The sequence below is a fragment of the Paenibacillus sp. PK3_47 genome, assembly GCF_023520895.1.
Classification (GTDB): domain Bacteria; phylum Bacillota; class Bacilli; order Paenibacillales; family Paenibacillaceae; genus Paenibacillus_AQ.
The window spans coordinates 4,283,162-4,301,863 of record NZ_CP026029.1; the positions used below are offsets into that span (position 1 = coordinate 4,283,162).

Consider the following 18,702-nt stretch of genomic DNA (forward strand, 5'->3'; position numbering starts at 1 on the left):
AAGGAAGAGGGAGCAGCCGGCCGCTTGGGCCGGCTGCTTTTTTTATGGTTGAATGCGTGAAACCCGCGAAATAAAAAACCACCCCACGCCTTTCCCTCCGGAGTGGCTCAATGTACTCGGTTTTTCGAGTACAATGGACGCCTTCCCCATCGGAGTGGCTCAATGTACTCGGTTTTTCGAGTACAATGGACGCCTTCCCCTCCGGAGTGGCTCAATGTACTCGGTTTTTCGAGTACATGGACGCCTTCCCCTCCGGAGTGGCTCAATGTACTCGGTTTTTTGAGTACAATGGACGCCTTCCCCTTCGGAGTGGCTCGATGTACTCGGTTTTTCGAGTACAATGGACGCCTTCCCCTCCGGAGTGGCTCAATGTACTCGGTTTTTCGAGTACAATGGACGCCTTCCCCTTCGGAGTGGCTCAATGGGTAAGCCTGATTTTGTAGCCAGTGTATCAACCTATTTCTGATTCCGGAAAGCCTTTGGCGACAGGCCGTAGGTTTTTTTGAATTGGCGGGTAAGGTAGTTGCTGTCATTGAATCCGCACATGTAGGAGATTTCCGTTATCGAATGCCTGGTCTCCTTGAGCAGTGTGCAGGCCTGTTCCAGTCGGAGGCGCTGAATATAGGTCATCGGGGTGGTCTGATAATAGGCCCGGAAGATCCGGTTCAAATGCCTGACCGAAATATCCGATTTGGCTGCAATTTCCTCCAGCGTAATCTGCTCGCGGTAATGATCCTCGATGTAGGAGATGGCGTTCGCCAGGTGCATAAGGCTGTTATCGACGCCTTTTTCCTGATCCTCATAGTGCCTGGACAGATACACCACCAGCTCCATGAACCTGGAAGCGAGCAAGGTCTGATAGCCCTGCAGTTTCCCCTCATACTCCTTGATCATCGAGGCAACTACTGAAGCGACATGCTCCAGGCTGGCGATCGGCAGGTTCAGCTTGGCTTTATAAGTCGTAATACTCCGGTAAAAAGGTTCCAGCACAAACAGCGCCTGATACCCGTTCAAGCTTCTCAGGTCCGGTCCGGCCAGCTTCAGCATATCGGCTTTGTACATAATATTGCAGATTTTGAAATCGTACGGGGCTTTATAGGCATGCGGCGTACCGCCGTTGATGACAAACACATTGCCTTTTTTGATAAAAGACTCCTCGTTGTTGACCAGATGCGTGGCATGCCCGTTCAGCACAATGACCAGCTCGGAGAAATCCGCATGCATATGGAGGTCCATATCTTCATCATGGCCGCCGTACTGGATAAAGAAAGGGAACGCTTCATCGGTCGTAAACCACCTCAAGTACATGTTGCTCAAGAAATTCCCTCCTAAAGATCCGGATGATGTCTATATAATGCTATTTTATGACTTGAAAATCAAGGAATAGCGCCAGGCGTAAGGGTAAAATGTGGTTGTAACCGCATTCAACAAAGATTGTCTGTCAGACCAGATCTTAAGGGGGACTAACCAAATGAAGGACAAACTACCAAAAAAAATGGGAGTGGCGCTGCTGGCAGGCTTACTGCTTGTGTCGGCAGGCTGCAGCAACTCAGGTGATAGCTCGTCGGCTAATAGTAACAGTACGGAAGGAAACAGCGGAAGCGATACAGAACCGATAACCTTTACGTTTTTTGGGGCGGATGCGAGTCCGAACTGGAACAAAATGCAGGATGATGTGGGGAAAGAAATCACGGCCAGAACCGGGGTTACGTTAAATGCAGAATTTGATGTCGGCGGAGGTGGCGGGCAGGAGAAAATTGCAATGATGGCGGCCAGCGGAGATTATCCTGATATCATTTTCGCCAAGGGAGAGATCGGCAAACTGGTGGACGCGGAAGCGCTCATTGACCTGACTGACCTGATTGATAAGCACGCGCCTAACATCAAAAAAGTAATGGGCGACAATATGAACCGGATGAAGTACAGTCTGGATAACCAGGCGATTTACTCCATTCCGACCAATGTGGGCGTGGATGAACAGAAATTTGACGCGACCAACGGGTTTCAAATTCAGCACCGCGTATTGAAAGAGCTGGGGTACCCGGAAGTAAGAACGGTCAAGGATTTTGAAAATGTGCTCAAAGAGTATTATGCCAAGAATCCGACGACAGACGGCCAGCCGACAATCCCGTTTACCGTAAACGCTGACGGCTGGAAGAGCATGATCACAGTAACCAACCAGGGAGACATCACTACAGGCGGGGCCAATGACGGCGAGTACTATGTGGACCCTGAAACGTATGAAACCAAGCTTCACTACAAGAAGCCTGAAGAGAAGGAGTATTTCCGCTGGCTGAACCATATGTACAATGAAGGTCTGCTCGACAAGGATGCTTTTGTGCAAAAGGACGACCAGTACAAAGCCAAAATCTCCAGCGGACGCGTACTTGGACTCACTTCGGTAGAATGGGAGTACCAGGATGCGGAGAATGCCCTGAAGACTGCCGGCAAAGACGAATATACGTATGCCCACTTCCCGGTTACACTGTCTGAAGAGTATAAGGATCATGCCATGCAGGCTGTCGGAGTAGACGGGTACGGCATCAGCATCAGCACTTCCTGCAAAGATCCGGTCCGCGCAATCAAATTCCTGGACTGGATGTCCTCGGAAGAAGGCCAGGTGCTGAGAAACTGGGGCATTGAAGGCAAACAATACAATGTGGAAAATGGCAAGCGCGTCATCCCTGCTGAAATTCTCGATCAAAAGGTCAATGATAACGCGAACTTTACCAAGCAGACCGGGATTGGCTTATACTCCATTCTGGGCGTCCGCTATGGTGACGGTGTGAAGGATTCCACGGACAATTACTATACAACAAACTTCCCGGAACAGATCCTCGCCGAATACTCGGAAGCAGAGAAGGAATCCTTGGCTGCGTACAACGCAAAAACCTGGAAGGACCTGTTCCCGCAGGAAGATGAGTTCCCGGTAAAAGAGTGGGGCGCGCTGTACAACATGCCAGTTCCTACGGACGGAAGCTACCAGGTTATTTATCAAAAAACACAGGATATCATCCAGAAACGGATTCCTGAAGCCATTCTCACCAGCAAAGATAACTTCGATAAGGTCTATGACGACTTTATTGCGGAGCTGAACAAGGCCGGCGCTGAGGAGATGGAAGCAGAATATACCGAGCTGGTTAAAGCCAGAGTCGCGCTGTTTACCGGCAAGGATGTTCAATAGCAAATAATATAGGCCGTGATTCTCCAGCTGGAGAGCCGCGGCTTTTTGTTTGTACATGAAGCTATTGCTGAAGCATTACCCCTTCGGAATACTCCGGTAACGGGAGGGGGAGAAGCCGGACATTTTTTTGAACAGTCTGGAAAAATAATAGGGATCGCTGATCCCGACGGCGGAGCTGACTTCCTTGATGCTAAGCTCGGTGAGGTCCAGCAGCTGGCCGGCACGCTGGATCTTCAGCCGCAGAAAATACTCAATGGGAGGAACTCCTGTTTCCAGATTGAACAAGTGGATCAGATGCTGCCGGGACAGCCCGACATGCCTGGCAAGCTCCGTAAGCCGGATGGATTCGCCCATGTGCTGGTTCATGTATTGGATAGCCTGCTCCAGATAGTTCTCCCTTTTTTTCTCCTGGGCGGACTTATTGCTGTTGATTCCGATGCCGGAGAGCAGCTGTCTTGCGGTCTGGGCCACGTGAACATGGGTGGTCAGCGCATAGGTACGCTCGGCAAGCAGCTCGTAGGCGGGGTGAAACCATTCGATGAACCGGGCGATGCCGCTGGGAGAGAGCGCAAGCGGGGCTGACGAGAGGCCGAACATGCTGACAAGCCGTGCCGCGTGCTCTCCTTTGAAATGAAACCAGTAAATGCTCCAGGGATTGTCCGCCATGGCACCGTACCGGTGGCTTATCTCCGGAGGAATTACAATCATATCCCCTTCACGGAGCACCATCCGTTCCCCCTGATTAAGCTCTACATAGCCCTCTCCAGTCTCGCAAAAAATTAGAATATGCCCGGGGCTCCCCTCCGAGCGTTCCCGGAAGTGATATTCCGCCTTCGGGAAATAGCCGATATCCGTAATGTACAAAGAAGAAGTTAGTCCTTCCTGCTCCAGCTCCTTTACCCAGTAATCCGGAAGTACGTACAGCTTCTCTTTGGTGAAGCCTTCAGGTTTCCTTATATTCCCGCCTATCATTGCAGAGCCTCCTCATGATGCATTCAGAATATTAATATAATCCATCACTTCCCGCATTTCGTCAATTGGAACCGCCTCCGCCGGAAGTTAAAGTATAACTATCAAGGCAAGGGAGGCTATGGATAAGATGAATCCACACACATTAAATCAACAGCCGGGAGATCAGGCTGCGGCAGCCGGCAAAGTGCAGGTATGGGAGACGAGCGTGCTGATTCCCACGTATGAGGCGGGGGCACCGGACCCCAATCCGATGTTTTTAGAAAAAAGAGTCTATCAGGGAAGCACCGGCCGGGTCTACCCCCATCCCGTTATTGAGTCCATCTCGGATGTAAAGGCCGATAAAAATTATAAGCTTGTCATTCTGGAAAATGATTATGTACGGATCGAAATCATGCCGGAAATCGGCGGAAGAATCTACCGGGCGCTGGACAAAACGAACAACTACGATTTTGTCTACTATAACCGGGTTATCAAGCCGGCGCTGGTGGGTCTGGCAGGACCGTGGATTTCCGGCGGGATTGAGTTCAACTGGCCGCAGCATCACCGTCCCAACACCTTTGGACCGGTCGAATACCGGTATGAACAGTCTGAGGATGGAAGTGCTACGGTGTGGGTCAGCGAAATTGACCGGATGTACGGCACCAAGGTGACCGCAGGCTTCAAATTGTATCCCGGCAAAGCCTATCTGGAGATTAACGCCCAACTGTATAACCGGACAGCGGAGCCGCAGACATTCCTGTGGTGGGCGAATCCTGCGGTAGCCGTCAATGACCATACGCAATCCGTATTTCCTCCTGATGTAACGGCTGTGTTCGACCATGGCAAACGTGATGTATCACGGTTTCCTATCGCTACCGGAACGTATTACAAACAGGATTATTCGGAAGGCGTAGATATTTCCCGCTACAAGAACATCCCGGTTCCAACCTCTTATATGGCTTACAAATCAGACTATAATTTCGTCGGCGGGTACGACCACAGCGTTCAGGCGGGACTGCTGCATGTAGCCAATCACCATATCTCGCCGGGCAAAAAGCAGTGGACCTGGGGGAACGGGGAGTTCGGACAGGCCTGGGACCGGCAGTTAACGGATGAAGACGGCCCGTATATTGAGCTGATGACCGGTGTGTACACCGACAATCAGCCTGACTTCACCTGGCTGCAGCCTTACGAGGAGAAGACGTTTACGCAATATTTCATGCCTTATAAGAACATCGGTGTGGTCAAAAATGCTTCCATCGAAGCTGCCGTTAACCTCGAGGTGGATGCCGGAGCACATGAAGCTGTCATTCAGGTGTACGCCACGTCGCTGCTGGAGCAGGCTACGGTGGAGCTGAAGGGAGCAGGCCGTACCTATGTGTCCAAAATAGTGCAGTTATCCCCTGTCGACGCATTCAAAGCCGTGGTTTCGCTGGATGCAGGCGAGCAGGAGCATGATCTGAAGCTGACCGTCCGCGCTGCAGACGGCAGGCTGCTGGTTGCCTATCAGCCGAAACGCCCGGAAATAGAACAGATTCCGGATGCAGCCGAGCCGCTCGCGGAGCCGCAAGAGCTGCGTTCGACGGAGGAGCTGTATCTGGCGGGTCTGCATCTGGAGCAGTACCGGCATGCCACCTTTGCCCCGGAGGATTATTATCTGGAAGGGCTGCGCCGGGACCGGGGCGATATCCGTCTCAACGTGGCTTATGGAACGCTGCTGCTGCGCCGGGGCTTGTACAAGGAGAGCGAACTCTATTTCCGCGCTGCCATTAAACGTCTGACCTGGAGAAACCCGAATCCGTATGACAGTGAAGCTTATTACCAGCTGGGGGTGGCGCTGCTGGGACAGCACCGACTGGAAGAAGCTTTTACGGCTTTTCACAAAGCGGTATGGTCTGCTGAATGGCAGGATGCGGGTTACTTCTCGCTTGCGCAAATTTCCAGCCGTAAGGGGGAGTATGCGGAAGCATTGGATTTGGCGGAACGCTCAATCGTACGCAATTCGCGCAATTATAAGGCCCGCAACTTGAAAACGGCAATGCTGCGTAAGCTCGGCCAATATGATCAGGCACTGGCGTTTGCGAAAGAGACAGCGGGACTTGATGTTGCGGACTTCGGCGCTTATAACGAGCAGGCACTGGTGCTTGCCGCAATGGGTCAGGCAGCTGCTGTGGAAGGAATTCTCGCAGAGCTCAATCTGCTGATGCGCGGGGATGCGCACAATTATCTGAATCTGATCGCGGATTACATGGCCTGCGGACTGCTGGATGAGGCGATAGAGATTGGCTTAAAGGCTGTTCCGGCCGGAGGCTCCGCGTATCCGATGCTGCATTATGCCCTGGGTGAGCTGTATGCACGTACCGGCCAGGCTGAACGGGCTGATGAACAGCGCCGTGCCGGACAGTCTGCTGATCCAACCTATTGCTTCCCCAATACGCTGTTTGAGCTGGAGCTGCTGGAAGCTGCGGTTCAGGCGAGACCGGAAGATGACAAAGCACATTACTATCTTGGCAATTTCTATTATGATAAAAAACGTCCGGAGGACGCGGTCGCCAGCTGGGAACGTTCACGTGAGCTAAAGGACGATTTTGCGACGGTTCACCGCAACCTCGGGCTTGCTTATTTTAATAAACAGAATGACCCGCAGGCGGCAATGGCTTCATTGGAGAAGGCTTATGCCTGCTCACCGGAGGATGTCCGTATTCTGTTTGAACTGGATCAGCTCCGCAAAAGACAAGCCTGGTCCTCCCAGGAACGCCTCGATATTCTGGAAGACAAGCGCAGCCAGGTTGAGCAGCGGGATGATCTTTTTGTGGAATATGTTACGCTGCTGAACAATCTGGGACGCTATGAGGAAGCTCTTGAAGCCTTAAGCTCGCGCAATTTCCATCCTTGGGAAGGCGGGGAAGGCAAAGTCACCGGACAATACAAATTCTCCCACACCGAGCTGGGCAAGCAGCATCTTGCTGCCGGACGCTACGGGGAAGCTGTGGATCACTTCCGGCAGGCGCTCGTCTACCCGCTGAATCTGGGTGAAGGCAAGCTGGAAGGCGCCCAGGAAAATAATATCTACTATTATATGGGCGAAGCGTATGAAGGACTTAAGCAGGAGCAGGAGGCTGCAGAATGCTACAAGGCTGCTTCCCAGGGTCTGACCGAACCGACAAGCGCGATGTACTATAATGACCAGCCGCCGGAAATGATTTTCTACCAGGGCCTGGCCTGGCTCAAGCTGCAGGATAAAAGGCAAGCCGGACGCCGGTTCAACAAACTGATTGATTATGCGGAAAAGCATATTTTTGATGAGATTAAGCTGGATTACTTTGCCGTGTCGCTTCCGGACTTCCTCGTATTTGAAGATGATCTGAACCGCCGGAATGTGATTCACTGCCGGTATATGCGCGGACTGGGGCTGCTTGGACTGGGCCGTACCGGGGAAGCGGCTGCAGAGCTGGAAATCGCGCTGAAGATGGAGCCGAACCATCAGGGGGCGATGATTCACCGCCGGATGTGCGGAACAGATGTGAAGTAATGGTGTGCAGAATTTACAACCTACAGACGGAAGGATGCGGATCATTTGAGTATAGAAGAAGGACGTTATACTGCAAAATTGGAGGCGGGCTGGAATTTCCAGCCCGATCCTGACAACCTGGGCGAACAGGAGGAGTGGCAGACCGGAGGATTGCCGTCTCCGGTAACGGTTACCGTTCCCCATACCTGGAATGTGCAGGAGGGACTAGAGGAATACCGCGGGGCAGGCTGGTATGAACAGCTGCTGGATATACCGCAGGAGTGGGTAGGCTCACGGTTCAAGCTTGCTTTTGAAGGTGTCTACCGGGATACGGATATCTGGGTAAATGGTGTCAAGGCCGGCAGCCACTACAATTCGGGCTATACTCCGTTTGAAGTGGATATCACTCCGCATATTCAGCTGGCTGCCGTTAACCGGCTGGTGATCCGGGCAGATAACAGCTACAGTGATACGGCGCTGCCTGTAGCGAACAGCTTTGACTGGGCAGATGACGGGGGACTGATCCGGCCGGTAACGCTTGTTGTTACGGGAAGCACAGCTGTAGAATATATCAGGGTGGAGCCCAAGGTCACCTTCGCTGAAGATGGAGGGCAAGCAGGCGGTAAGCTTTCAGCACACATCAAGCTTTGTGTACCGGCGGCCGGTCCTGTCAATGCAGGCATTGCTGTGTACCGTAATGATGCCCTGGTCTGGCAGGGAACTGAAGAAATACCGGGCGGTGCCTTATCCTGGAGTTTTGCAGAAATCGGGCTGCCTGAGGTCGATTTATGGCATTTTGACCATCCGCATTTATATAAGCTTGAGGTTGTGCTGCGTTCGGGGGACCGGGTTCAGGACCGGGTAATCCGCTCTTTCGGCTTCCGAGAGATTACAGTGAAGGGCCATGAGCTGTGGCTGAACCGGGAACCGGTCCGGCTGATGGGCGTGGAGTGGATGCCTGGCTCTCATCCGGAGGTAGGGATGGCGGAGCGGCTGGAGGATCTGACAACGATGCTGGTCAGGCTCAAGGAAGCCAACTGCGTGTTCACCCGCTTCCACTGGCAGCAGGGCAATGAGCTGTTGGACTGGTGTGATGCGAACGGCCTCCTGGTACAGGAGGAAATCCCGCATTGGCAGCAGCCGGCGGAGCCGGGGAAGGACACTTTCCTGCAGGCTATGACTCAGGCAAAGGAAATGATTCAGGACCATTCCCATCATCCGTGTATTTTTGCCTGGGGCATGGGCAATGAGCTGGACGGGCAATCCCCGGTAACCATGCAGTATATGAACGAGTTGAAGGAAGAGATTCTGCAGCTTGATCCCTCACGGCTTGTGAACTATGTAAGTAATACGCTGCAGCTTCAGCCTGCAACCGATGCTACAGGTGCCGGGGACCTGCTGATGTGGAATGACTACATCGGTACATGGCACGGTGATCTTGATGAGGAAGAGGTTATCGGGCAGATTATCGCCGACCATCCGGGCAAGCCGCTCGTTGTCGCTGAATACGGACTTTGTGAACCTGCTTTTGAAGGCGGAGACGCCAGAAGAATAGAGATTCTCAGAGAGAAAACTGAAATTTACCGCCGTTATCCGCAATTTGCAGCTTTGATCCACTTCAGCCTGAATGATTACCGCACGCAGATGGGAGAAGAAGGAGCCGGAAGGCTGAAACAGAGAGTTCATGGCTCCCTGGATATTTACAACCAGGCGAAGCCATCCTATGCCGCACTGCGTGAAATCTCCTCGCCGCTCCTGCTGGCAGAAGCACCGGTATGGACGGACGGCAGGCTGGAGGTCACGCTGAAATGCCGGGACGATATCCCGAGCTACACGGTAAAAGGGTACACGCTCTCCGTTGCTTTGGCAGACGGTGCTGTAATCAATCAGGAGATTCCGGACCTTGCTCCGGGAGCTGTGCGGACGGTGGCTGTTGAGCTGCCGGCGGGTGGTGCTGAAGGTGTTAGTGGTGTTGTAGCTGGTGGTGTTGGCGCTGGTGTTGGTGCTGCTGGTGCTGGTGTTGGTGCTGGTGGTGCTGGTGGTGCTGGTGCTGGTGCTGGTGCTGGTGCTGGTGCTGGTGCTGGTGGTGTTGGTGTTGGTGGTGTTGGTGGTGTTGTTGGTGGTGCTGTTGGTGCTGGTGCTGGTGGTGCTAGTGGTGCTGGTGCTGATGGTGATGGTGCTGGTGGTGGTGGTGCTAGTGGTGCTGGTGCTGATGGTGATGGTGCTGGTGGTGGTGGTGCTAGTGGTGCTAGTGGTGCTGGTGCTGGCGCTGCTGTTGGTGCTGATAATGCTGGTACTCCTGTTACTGTCAACCGTACTCCTGTACTGTCCATCAGCCGGCCTACCGGATTTAGTGTGCTGGAGTTGGAGCTGGGCTAGAGGTTTGTGACGATGATTATATTGCGATAGAGTAACTGTTGATTGCAGCAGGATGTGACACATCGTAGTTTATATTTAGTTTGCAGGCACATGAGTAAGGTTAACTTGCTCATGTGTCTTTTCATTTTTAACTAACTAAGATTGGTTGTGGGAGCGTGCGTGTACAGTATGAGATTTGTAGCAAGGGGGCGGCGGGGGATGAGAAGAGGTAGTATGGCGCTATAAGCGTTGTGGAATGGGCAGTGAGCGGGATTAACGGGAAAAGTCCCGTTGAATTCGAGAAAACCAGACGTGGTGGGGAGATCAACGGGAAAAGTCCCGTTGAATTAGAGAAAATCAGACGTGATGGGGAGATCAACGGGAAAAATCCCGTTGAATTCGAGAAAACCAGACGTGGTGGAGAGATCAACGGGAAAAATCCCGTTGAATTCATGAAAATCAGACGTGAAAGGGAGATTAACGGGAAAAGTCCCGTTGAATTCGAGAAAATCAGACGTGATGGGGAGATCAACGGGAAAAGTCCCGTTGAATTCGAGAAAATCAGACGTGATGGGGAGATCAACGGGAAAAGTCCCGTTGAATTCGAGAAAACCAGACGTGGTGGGGAGATCAACGGGAAAAGTCCCGTTGAATTCATTAGGATGGGCCGCAACAGCGAAATCAGAGGCAGAAATACCTCTGATTCCGGGAAAACCGGCCGCGACGGCAGAATCAGAGGCAGAAATACCTCTGATTCCGGGAAAACCGGCCGCAACAGCGAAATCAGAGGCAGAAATACCTCTGATTCCGGAAAAACCGGCCGCGACGGCAGAATCAGAGGCAGAAGTACCTCTGATTCCGGGAAAACCGGCCGCAGCAGCGAAATCAGAGGCAGAAGTACCTCTGATTCCGAGAAAACCGGCCGCAGCAGCGAAATCAGAGGCAGAAATACCTCTGATTCCGTGGAAACCGGCTGCCCCGAAAATAGGCGGCCACAAAGATTGTGATTAAAGCAATCACATATGGAATGGCTGCTGCCCCCGGTTGGGGTCATTCCAGGATGAAGCTTTCTGTGCACAATAAGCGGTCAAAGTAACCTTGAATCTGTGCCGCCTAAATCTCATCCTCCAGTACAACAGTGCGCCCCGATGCGGCCGCTTCGTCGATGGCAAACGCCAGCCTGACATTCGTTAAGGCATCTGCCAAAGAATAAGTTGAAATTCCCGTACGGAGAAAAGCGGACATGTTCAGCAGGGCTTGTCCCATCCCGATCTCTTCATCTGACAAAGGGGCAGAAGGAAACGGATTACGGAAAAGACACTCCTCTCCGGCACGTAACTCATGCAAGGAGAGGCTGTCCAGGCTGCCTTCTTGCCCGCCTTGAATCCGCCTAATATCCAAGTATTCCGTCTCAGCTGTTCCCAAGCGGCGGGTAATCTCATGATCACGGATCTCTCCGTGTGAGCCTCGGATCAGCACACGGTTACTGCGCAGCGGCGAGAAGTATTGGGAGCGGGTAAAGTCCAGTACGGCGCTTTGCCCGGACGGAAATACCATAATTGCGATGTCCTGCTGCTCTGTCTTCAAGACATCCCCGGCTTCCCGGCCTCTATAGGGAAAGTCCATGATGGGCAGCTCTACCCGGCGGGCGGTAATTTCACAGGCAGTTCCAGACACCGACAGCCATTTGCGGATCAGGCTGATTCCGTGATAGCCATGGGCAACAGAGACTTGAACATGTCCCACCTGACCAAGCTTCCCGGTCTGAAGATAAGCGCTTCTTGCCTGATGATGGGGCAGCAGCGGGTACTGCTCCGCGATCTGGATCAGGTGAGCACCCGCGATACTGGAGCGGAGCGATTCATATTCAGCAGGGCTTGCGGCGGCAGGCGTTTCGGCCAGCACAGGGATTTGCAGAGCTGCCAGCTCTGCCAGCAGAGGCGCAGCGGCAGCTTTGGACACTGCCAGGACCACAAAATCACTGTCAGCCGCAAGGCGTTCTGCCGAACTGTATACAGTCAGATTCCATTTGCGGATTACATCCTCGTATTTCGCACGGTTGCGGATCAAAGCTCCGCTCACCTGAAACTGCTGCGGAACCAGCTGGGCCAGCTTCAGATACATTTCCGCACGCCAGCCGCTGCCGATAATTCCAAAACGAACAGGTCTGTTCATCATGACAACTCCCCCGAATAATGGATTGGTATAGTTATTTAATATGACTATTGTATATGAAAATATTGTATCAGAAAGAAAGAGATCAATTATTGCCCGGAAAATAAAGGTTAACTACACATACCTCATATGATTTTGCCGCGGGTTGTGCTACGCTTAGGACTGCTGCTGATATTAATATTAATGTGAAATCTTAGCTGGAGTTGTTTTGACGTAAAGGTTAATAATGTCAAGCCACTGTGTTTTGTGTTATCATTACAACAAGTCCATATACCTACACAACATGTGCAATATGTTACTCTACAGAAATTAAGTGTTAATTAGCAGAGAAGCCCGTTGCATGCGGGGCTTCTCTGTTTATGTTGTTAGCGTTTACATAGTTAATAGGGGGACATGCAATGAAGAAAATACCGATGATGCTGCAGCTGGCGCTGATTCTATTCTGTATTATGGCTATTCCGACAGCCATTCTGACATGGTACAGCGGGGAACAGATTATAGAGAATTCAGAGTCAGCCATCGGGGAATCTGCGCTTGCCGGGCTGAATGCCAACCGCAAGCTCAATGAGAACGCACTTGCCAATCTGGCACAGGACACGTCGCGTCTGGCTGCCACCAATGCTTTTGAACCGATCCGCAGCCTGGAGACATATGACGAAGTGAATGCTAACTATAACAATGTCAGCCGGGCCAAGTCCGTGATGAATGAACTGATAAACCTGAACCGCCGTGTGGACGGTGTGTATTCCTCATACTTTTATCTGAGTGATTCAGATTATGTAATCTCTACTGACAGCGCTACCACAAAGCTGGAACGGTATGAACCGATCGGGTGGGCAACGAAGGCGCTGGAGAACCAGCGGGGAATCAGCGGTGTATGGGTACCCCGCAAGCTGGACTCGGGTGTTAACGTCATATCTTATGTCTACCCGCTCAACCGTCTGTCCTCCACTACGAGCGGAATTATCGTCGTCAATATGGAGGAGAGCCAGATCGGCAAATATCTGCATACGACAGAGTCCACCGGCACGAACTCCCTGCTTCTGGATTCGGGCGGCAAAGTGATTTCGTACAGTGACAAGTCACTGCTGCTCACCGACGGCTTTGAGCTGCCGTTCCTCCGGGAAATACTGAATCAGGAGGCAAGTGAAGGTTATACATTCCGTGAGCTGGACGGCGATCGCATGGTGTATGCCTGGAGCCGCTCGGCGTTATCGGGATGGTGGAATGTGAGCTGGAGCTCAATGGATGAGCTGATGACCAAATCACGGGAAATGCAGGGGAATATTATTTTGCTGACCGGGGCTATTATTGTACTTGGAACGGTACTGGCTGTGATTCTGGCAACCTGGCTGTCAAGACCGCTCAGACAATTAGTCCGGACCATACGTTCGAAGAACGATCTCGGTGTAGTGGGCAGGAATGAGCTTGCTTTTCTCGATATGGCGTTCAAACGGATGCAGGAGGAAGAGGAAGGGCTGTTCCGGCTGCTGCAGGAGCGCGAGGAGGACACCCGGAGCTTTGCTGTCCACCGGCTGCTGCGCGGAGAGATTCCGCCGCGGATTCATGAGGTTTTTCCGGAAGCCTGCTACAGGGTTGCTGTGGTTTCCATCGACAGGTACCGGGTGTATGTCGGGAACACCAATGTGGAGACACGCAGCTACCACCGGTACCTGCTGAATACAAAGTATGAAAGTCTGTTTCCGGAGGGGATAGAAGCTCACTCTGTCTATCATAACGACGGCTGTATAGTCATCGTGATGAATTTTGCGCCAGGTGAGGACGAGCGGAACTGTGAACGGATCCATCTGGCGCTGGAGAACATCCGTGACGAGTCGTTTGAACTGCTTACGCATTCGGTTACGATCGGAGTAAGTGAGGTGGCGGATGCGCCGGAGCTTGTAGCAGAGCGGCTGTTCGAAGCGATGGAATTAATTAAGCAGCGGATGATCAAGGGTGCCGGAAGCATTATGTACTGGCAGGAGGAAGAGGAGCAGAACCGCAAATATATCGATTCCGAAAACAGCGAGCGGCGGATTCTCAATTTCCTGGATGCCGGCGATCTGGACGGTATTTATAAGGAGCTGCAGAACATCCGCTGTCAGATCCGCGCAGAAGAGAATATATCCTACGACAATATTATGTTCATCTATCACCAGCTGATGGGGGCGACGATCAAGCATCTGCGTGAGAATCACATCAGCACCGGAAGAATGATTATGGGCAAGGGGGACATCTACAGCGTGCTGGCGGCGATGGATACCCTGGATGAGCTGGAGGAGTATCTGCATGAAATGTACCGGGAAATTGTCCAGAACCTTGAACGCAGCACGAGTGAAACCAATCACGGGGAACGGGTCATTCAATATCTCAAAGATAATTACCGTGAAGAAATTGTATTAAAAGATATGAGCACCGAATTCGGCATCAGCTACTCTTATATGCGCAAGATCGTATACGAGCTGACCGGAAAAAGTATGATCGATTATCTGAATCAGCTGCGGATCGACAAAGCCAAGGAGCTGCTGCTGGATACCGATCTGACGATCAAGCAGATTGCCGAAGAGGTCGGCTACTACAATGTACAGAGCTTCAACCGGTTTTTCCGCAAATATGAGGGGATGCCCCCAAGCAGTTATAAAACGGCCAAGAGCAAGAGCTCCTAGGAGACGGCTCATGGCCGTTTTTCTGCAGTATATAGTGTTAATGAAAACGTTTTAGACTATTAAAAATGATCATCACCCTGCCTGAAAGCCCTTTAAAACCGCGATTCTGTCAGTTTTGATGGAGAGCAGCATTACTCATGGTTTTCAAAACAGGCCAATGGCGATAGCATAGAAATCGAGCCGGTGATGAGTGCCGGCAAAGAGATAAATTGCTGCAGGAGGTGAGATTATGAAAGTTGCAAACGCTTCAAAAACAAATCAAAATGCTCTGCTGAGAAGAAATGAGGGGCTCGCGTACTATTTAAAGCGGGACTGGCAGCTGTACCTGCTGGTACTGATTCCGCTGGCTTTTGTAATCGTATTCAAATACTTCCCGATGGCCGGTCTTGTAATCGCTTTTAAAGATTATAAGATAGCAAGAGGCTTCTGGGGCAGTGAATGGGTCGGTTTTGAAATCTTCCAGGAGATCTTCTCCAAGCCTGAATTCGGACGGGCTGTCCGCAACACGCTGCTGCTCAACATTCTTGATCTCATATTCAGCTTCACGATGCCGATCGTGCTGGCGCTGATGCTGAATGAAGTCAAAAGTGTAAGGTTCAAACGTGTTAACCAGACCCTGCTGTATCTGCCGCACTTTCTGTCCTGGGTTATTATCGGGGCCATTGCGTATCAGCTGCTTAGCGAAGGCGGGGGTGTCGTCAACAATTTAATTGAACTGATGGGCGGTAACCGGATCCCGTTCCTGCAGGAGGACACGAACTGGCTGATCAGTTATCTGGCGATTGGTGTCTGGCAGAGTATGGGCTGGGGAACGATCATTTACCTGGCGGCCATCAGCGGCATTAACCCGGAAATGTATGAAGCGGCAACGGTGGATGGGGCCGGACGCTGGAGAAAAGTGTGGAATATTACACTTCCATCAATCCGTGCAACCATTGTTACCTTGCTGATCATGAATCTGGGTAAAGTCATGGACGGCTCGTTCGAGCGGATCTGGTCCCTGCAAAATAAAGCGACTACAGAGTTCACAACAACTATACCGGTTCTGGTGTACCGTTGGGGGATTGAATCCGGTAACTTCAGCCGGGCGACAGCGGTGGGTCTGTTCCAGTCCGTTATCGGTATCATTCTGGTCATAACGGCTGACCGCATTGCCAAGAAACTCGGCGAAGACGGAATACTCTAGAAAGGAGAGAACCCAATGAGCGCATCAACCAACACTGCCGCACCAGGTAAAGGGCGTATAGATATCTGGGATTTGCTGATCAAAATTGCCCTGATTATAGCTTCACTAGTATGTTTATTGCCGTTCCTCCATGTGGTGTCCAAATCCCTGAGCTCTGACTCCTTTGTCATAGCCAATAAGGTCTTTCTCTGGCCGCAGGGCTTTACCATTGAAGCGTACAAGAAGATTTTTGCGGATGCCAGCATCCTCCGTTCCCTGTACATCTCAGTCATTGTAACTGTATTGTTCACGATTCTGGGAATGATTCTGACCATCTGTGCCGCTTATCCGCTGTCCAGAGCCCAGTTCAAGGGCCGCAGAGTCATCACCTTCATCTTCCTGTTCACCATGTACTTTAGCGGAGGGATTATCCCGGATTACATGAACATTAACAATCTGGGATTGATGGATACCATCTGGTCGCTGATTCTGCCGCTCTCCTTCAGTGCCTTCAACCTGCTGATTATGAAGACTTCTCTGACGAGCAGCATTCCGGTCAGCCTGGAAGAATCCGCACGGATTGACGGCGCCGGGCACTTCCGGATTCTCTGGAGTATCGTCATTCCGCTGTCTAAACCGATTATCGCTACTTTGTCACTCTTCTATGCGGTTGGACGCTGGAACGCTTACCAGGATGCCCTGTTCTACATCAAACATGAAACGGAACTGCGGCCATTGCAGCTGAAACTGTACTATCTGGTTATTCAGGCCAGTGAAAGCTTCCAGCTGGAAGCGACCACGGTGCAGTTAAGTAACCCTGAAGTGCTTAAAGCATCTGTAGTTGTATTTGCAACCCTGCCTATTCTCTGCGTGTATCCATTTGTTCAGAAATTCTTTGTCCAAGGCGTTATGCTGGGGGCCGTTAAAGAATAGCCGCAGGTTACGCAGCAGCAGCAATGCAGTCCAAAAAAAATCAAATTGGGGGATTTATGATGAACAAAAAAGGTTTTGTATCCTTAATGATGGCATCTGCCATGACGGCCGGCCTGCTGGCCGGATGTTCCGGAAATAATAATGAGAGTGCCGGAAGTAACACGGCGCCAGCCAATAACCTGGCTGAAGGCGAATTTGCAGATTATTCACAAGGGTTCAAGGAAAGAGTTACGATTGATATTCCGGTCTATGAACGCGCTTTCGAGGGCTGGAATGTAACGGACAACTACTATACGCGCTGGGTTCAGTCGGAGTTCGGTGACAAGTACAATATCGAAGTCAACTATGTGCCGATTACCCGCAGCAGTGAAGTAACGGATTATGAGCAGCTGCTGGCGTCGCACAAGGCACCGGATATTATTTTCCACTATGACATGCCTCAAGCGCTTACGTATTACGGTGAAGATGTGATGCAGCCGCTTAACTATGAAGAAATAGAAAATTATGCCCCAACTTACTGGGGAAATATGGGTGAAACCATCCAGCAGTATGGTACAGTGGACGACCAGAACATTTTCTTCTTTGCCGCACGTCCTGAAGCGGATAACTTCGTCAACATCATCCGTAAGGACTGGGTGGAGAAGGTTGGCATGAAGGTAGAAGATCTGACTTCTCTGGAGAAATATAATGAGATGCTGGTGAAATGGAAGGAAGCAGGCCTCGGGGTAACCGGCGGCAATCTGCTTGCGAACAACTTCAACTTCAACTACGCCTTCCGTGAATGGCCGGTTGACGAGAACTACCGTGCCCTGTATTCTGATCTCAGCGTGGCTGACCTGCCGTCCGCAGATACAGAACGCTTCCTGCGCAATCTGAACTATCAGTACAATAACGGTCTCGTAGACAAAGAGTTCTATCTGCGCACAGATGAAAACAAAATCAAATCCGAGTTCGTAGCCGGAAAGACTGGTAACTTCGGATTCTATATGACCAACAATACGGACGTCTTTGCCGCTACACTGGCTAACAATCCGGATGCTGAGTTTGCAGTAATGCCTCCATATGCCCTCGTTCCGGAAGGGAACAAGCCGCAGCAGCGTGCTTACTGGCCGTTCGGCTTCATCATGGGAATTAACTATGAAACTACGGATCAAGAGCGCGCTGCAGTATGGATGTACCTGGAGTGGCTGAGCCAGCCGGAGAACCTGTTCAAGTTCCAGAACGGTGTTGAAGGCGAAAACTACACGCTGGATGCAGACGGTATTGCTGTGAAGAACGCGGATTACACTGGCGAAGCTGTTCTGGCACAAAACAACAATAAAGACTACTGGGCCCTCGTAACTGAAATTGCCCAATATCCGGATGCTGAAACCACGCTGAAAGCGAACAAACGCAACTGGTCACCGGCAGGATATGAGGATCTTGTAGATCAGATGATACAGTATTACAACGAAACTGCAGAATTCCGTACGCCGGACGCCATGTTCACTGTCGTGCTGGAGAAGGTCAACGAGTACAAGACAGATTTGAACTCCCTGTTCCAGGAACTGTATGTGAAGACTGTATTGGCACCGGAAGCTGAATTTGACGCAACTTATGCAGAAGCGAAGGAAACTTACCTGAACGCAGGATACCAGGAAATCCTCGACGAGAAGCAGGCAGCCATCGACGCAGGCAGCTTCCGTTAATCCGAAACAGCACTTAGCATAACTGAATAACTGTATGAATGAACTATCCCCGGGGGGGCTGTTCCACAGAA

11 protein-coding genes are annotated in these 18,702 nt (G+C 51.5%); 8 read left to right on the forward strand and 3 right to left on the reverse strand.

Annotated elements, in window-relative coordinates; all coding sequences use genetic code 11:
* Positions 1–456: 456 nt before the first annotated feature.
* Positions 457–1,317, reverse strand: a complete 861-nt coding sequence (locus tag C2I18_RS19075; RefSeq protein WP_249897325.1) for a helix-turn-helix domain-containing protein — start codon at positions 1,315–1,317, stop codon at positions 457–459.
* 154 nt (positions 1,318–1,471) lie between these two features.
* On the opposite strand from C2I18_RS19075, the gene C2I18_RS19080 reads away from it, so the two are divergent.
* Entirely contained in the window at positions 1,472–3,184 is a 1,713-nt protein-coding gene (locus C2I18_RS19080; protein WP_249897326.1) for an ABC transporter substrate-binding protein, read from the forward strand.
* Positions 3,185–3,259: 75 nt separating this feature from the next.
* Here the strand turns inward: C2I18_RS19080 and C2I18_RS19085 are convergent, their stop codons facing one another.
* Positions 3,260–4,156, reverse strand: coding sequence for an AraC family transcriptional regulator (locus tag C2I18_RS19085; protein WP_249897327.1), 897 nt, complete (start codon positions 4,154–4,156; stop codon positions 3,260–3,262).
* Positions 4,157–4,283: 127 nt separating this feature from the next.
* Between C2I18_RS19085 and C2I18_RS19090 the strand changes: the two genes are divergently transcribed.
* The 3 genes from C2I18_RS19090 to C2I18_RS19100 all read left to right on the forward strand — a co-directional run bounded on the left by C2I18_RS19090 (position 4,284) and on the right by C2I18_RS19100 (position 11,011).
* Entirely contained in the window at positions 4,284–7,667 is a 3,384-nt protein-coding gene (locus tag C2I18_RS19090) for a tetratricopeptide repeat protein (protein WP_249897328.1), read from the forward strand.
* Positions 7,668–7,712: 45 nt separating this feature from the next.
* Entirely contained in the window at positions 7,713–10,025 is a 2,313-nt protein-coding gene (locus C2I18_RS29655; protein WP_275100931.1) for a glycoside hydrolase family 2 protein, read from the forward strand.
* Positions 10,026–10,255: 230 nt separating this feature from the next.
* Positions 10,256–11,011 carry a hypothetical protein gene (locus tag C2I18_RS19100; RefSeq protein ID WP_249897329.1) on the forward strand — a complete coding sequence of 252 codons (756 nt, stop codon included), beginning with the start codon at positions 10,256–10,258 and terminating at the stop codon, positions 11,009–11,011.
* A 106-nt stretch (positions 11,012–11,117) separates the two neighbouring features.
* On the opposite strand, the gene C2I18_RS19105 is transcribed toward C2I18_RS19100, so the two are convergent.
* Entirely contained in the window at positions 11,118–12,182 is a 1,065-nt protein-coding gene (locus C2I18_RS19105; protein WP_249897330.1) for a Gfo/Idh/MocA family oxidoreductase, read from the reverse strand.
* A gap of 395 nt (positions 12,183–12,577) precedes the next feature.
* On the opposite strand from C2I18_RS19105, the gene C2I18_RS19110 reads away from it, so the two are divergent.
* The 4 genes from C2I18_RS19110 (at position 12,578) to C2I18_RS19125 (ending at position 18,631) form a co-directional block, all read left to right on the forward strand.
* On the forward strand, positions 12,578–14,845 hold the full coding sequence (locus tag C2I18_RS19110; protein WP_249897331.1) for an AraC family transcriptional regulator: 2,268 nt from the start codon (positions 12,578–12,580) through the stop codon (positions 14,843–14,845).
* A gap of 229 nt (positions 14,846–15,074) precedes the next feature.
* Positions 15,075–16,031 (forward strand): ABC transporter permease, encoded by a 957-nt coding sequence (locus C2I18_RS19115; RefSeq protein WP_249897332.1) that lies wholly within the window; start codon positions 15,075–15,077, stop codon positions 16,029–16,031.
* A 15-nt stretch (positions 16,032–16,046) separates the two neighbouring features.
* Positions 16,047–16,943 carry a carbohydrate ABC transporter permease gene (locus C2I18_RS19120; RefSeq protein ID WP_249897333.1) on the forward strand — a complete coding sequence of 299 codons (897 nt, stop codon included), beginning with the start codon at positions 16,047–16,049 and terminating at the stop codon, positions 16,941–16,943.
* Between the two features lie 56 nt (positions 16,944–16,999).
* Entirely contained in the window at positions 17,000–18,631 is a 1,632-nt protein-coding gene (locus C2I18_RS19125) for a type 2 periplasmic-binding domain-containing protein (protein ID WP_342760308.1), read from the forward strand.
* The last annotated feature ends 71 nt before the right edge of the window (positions 18,632–18,702 follow it).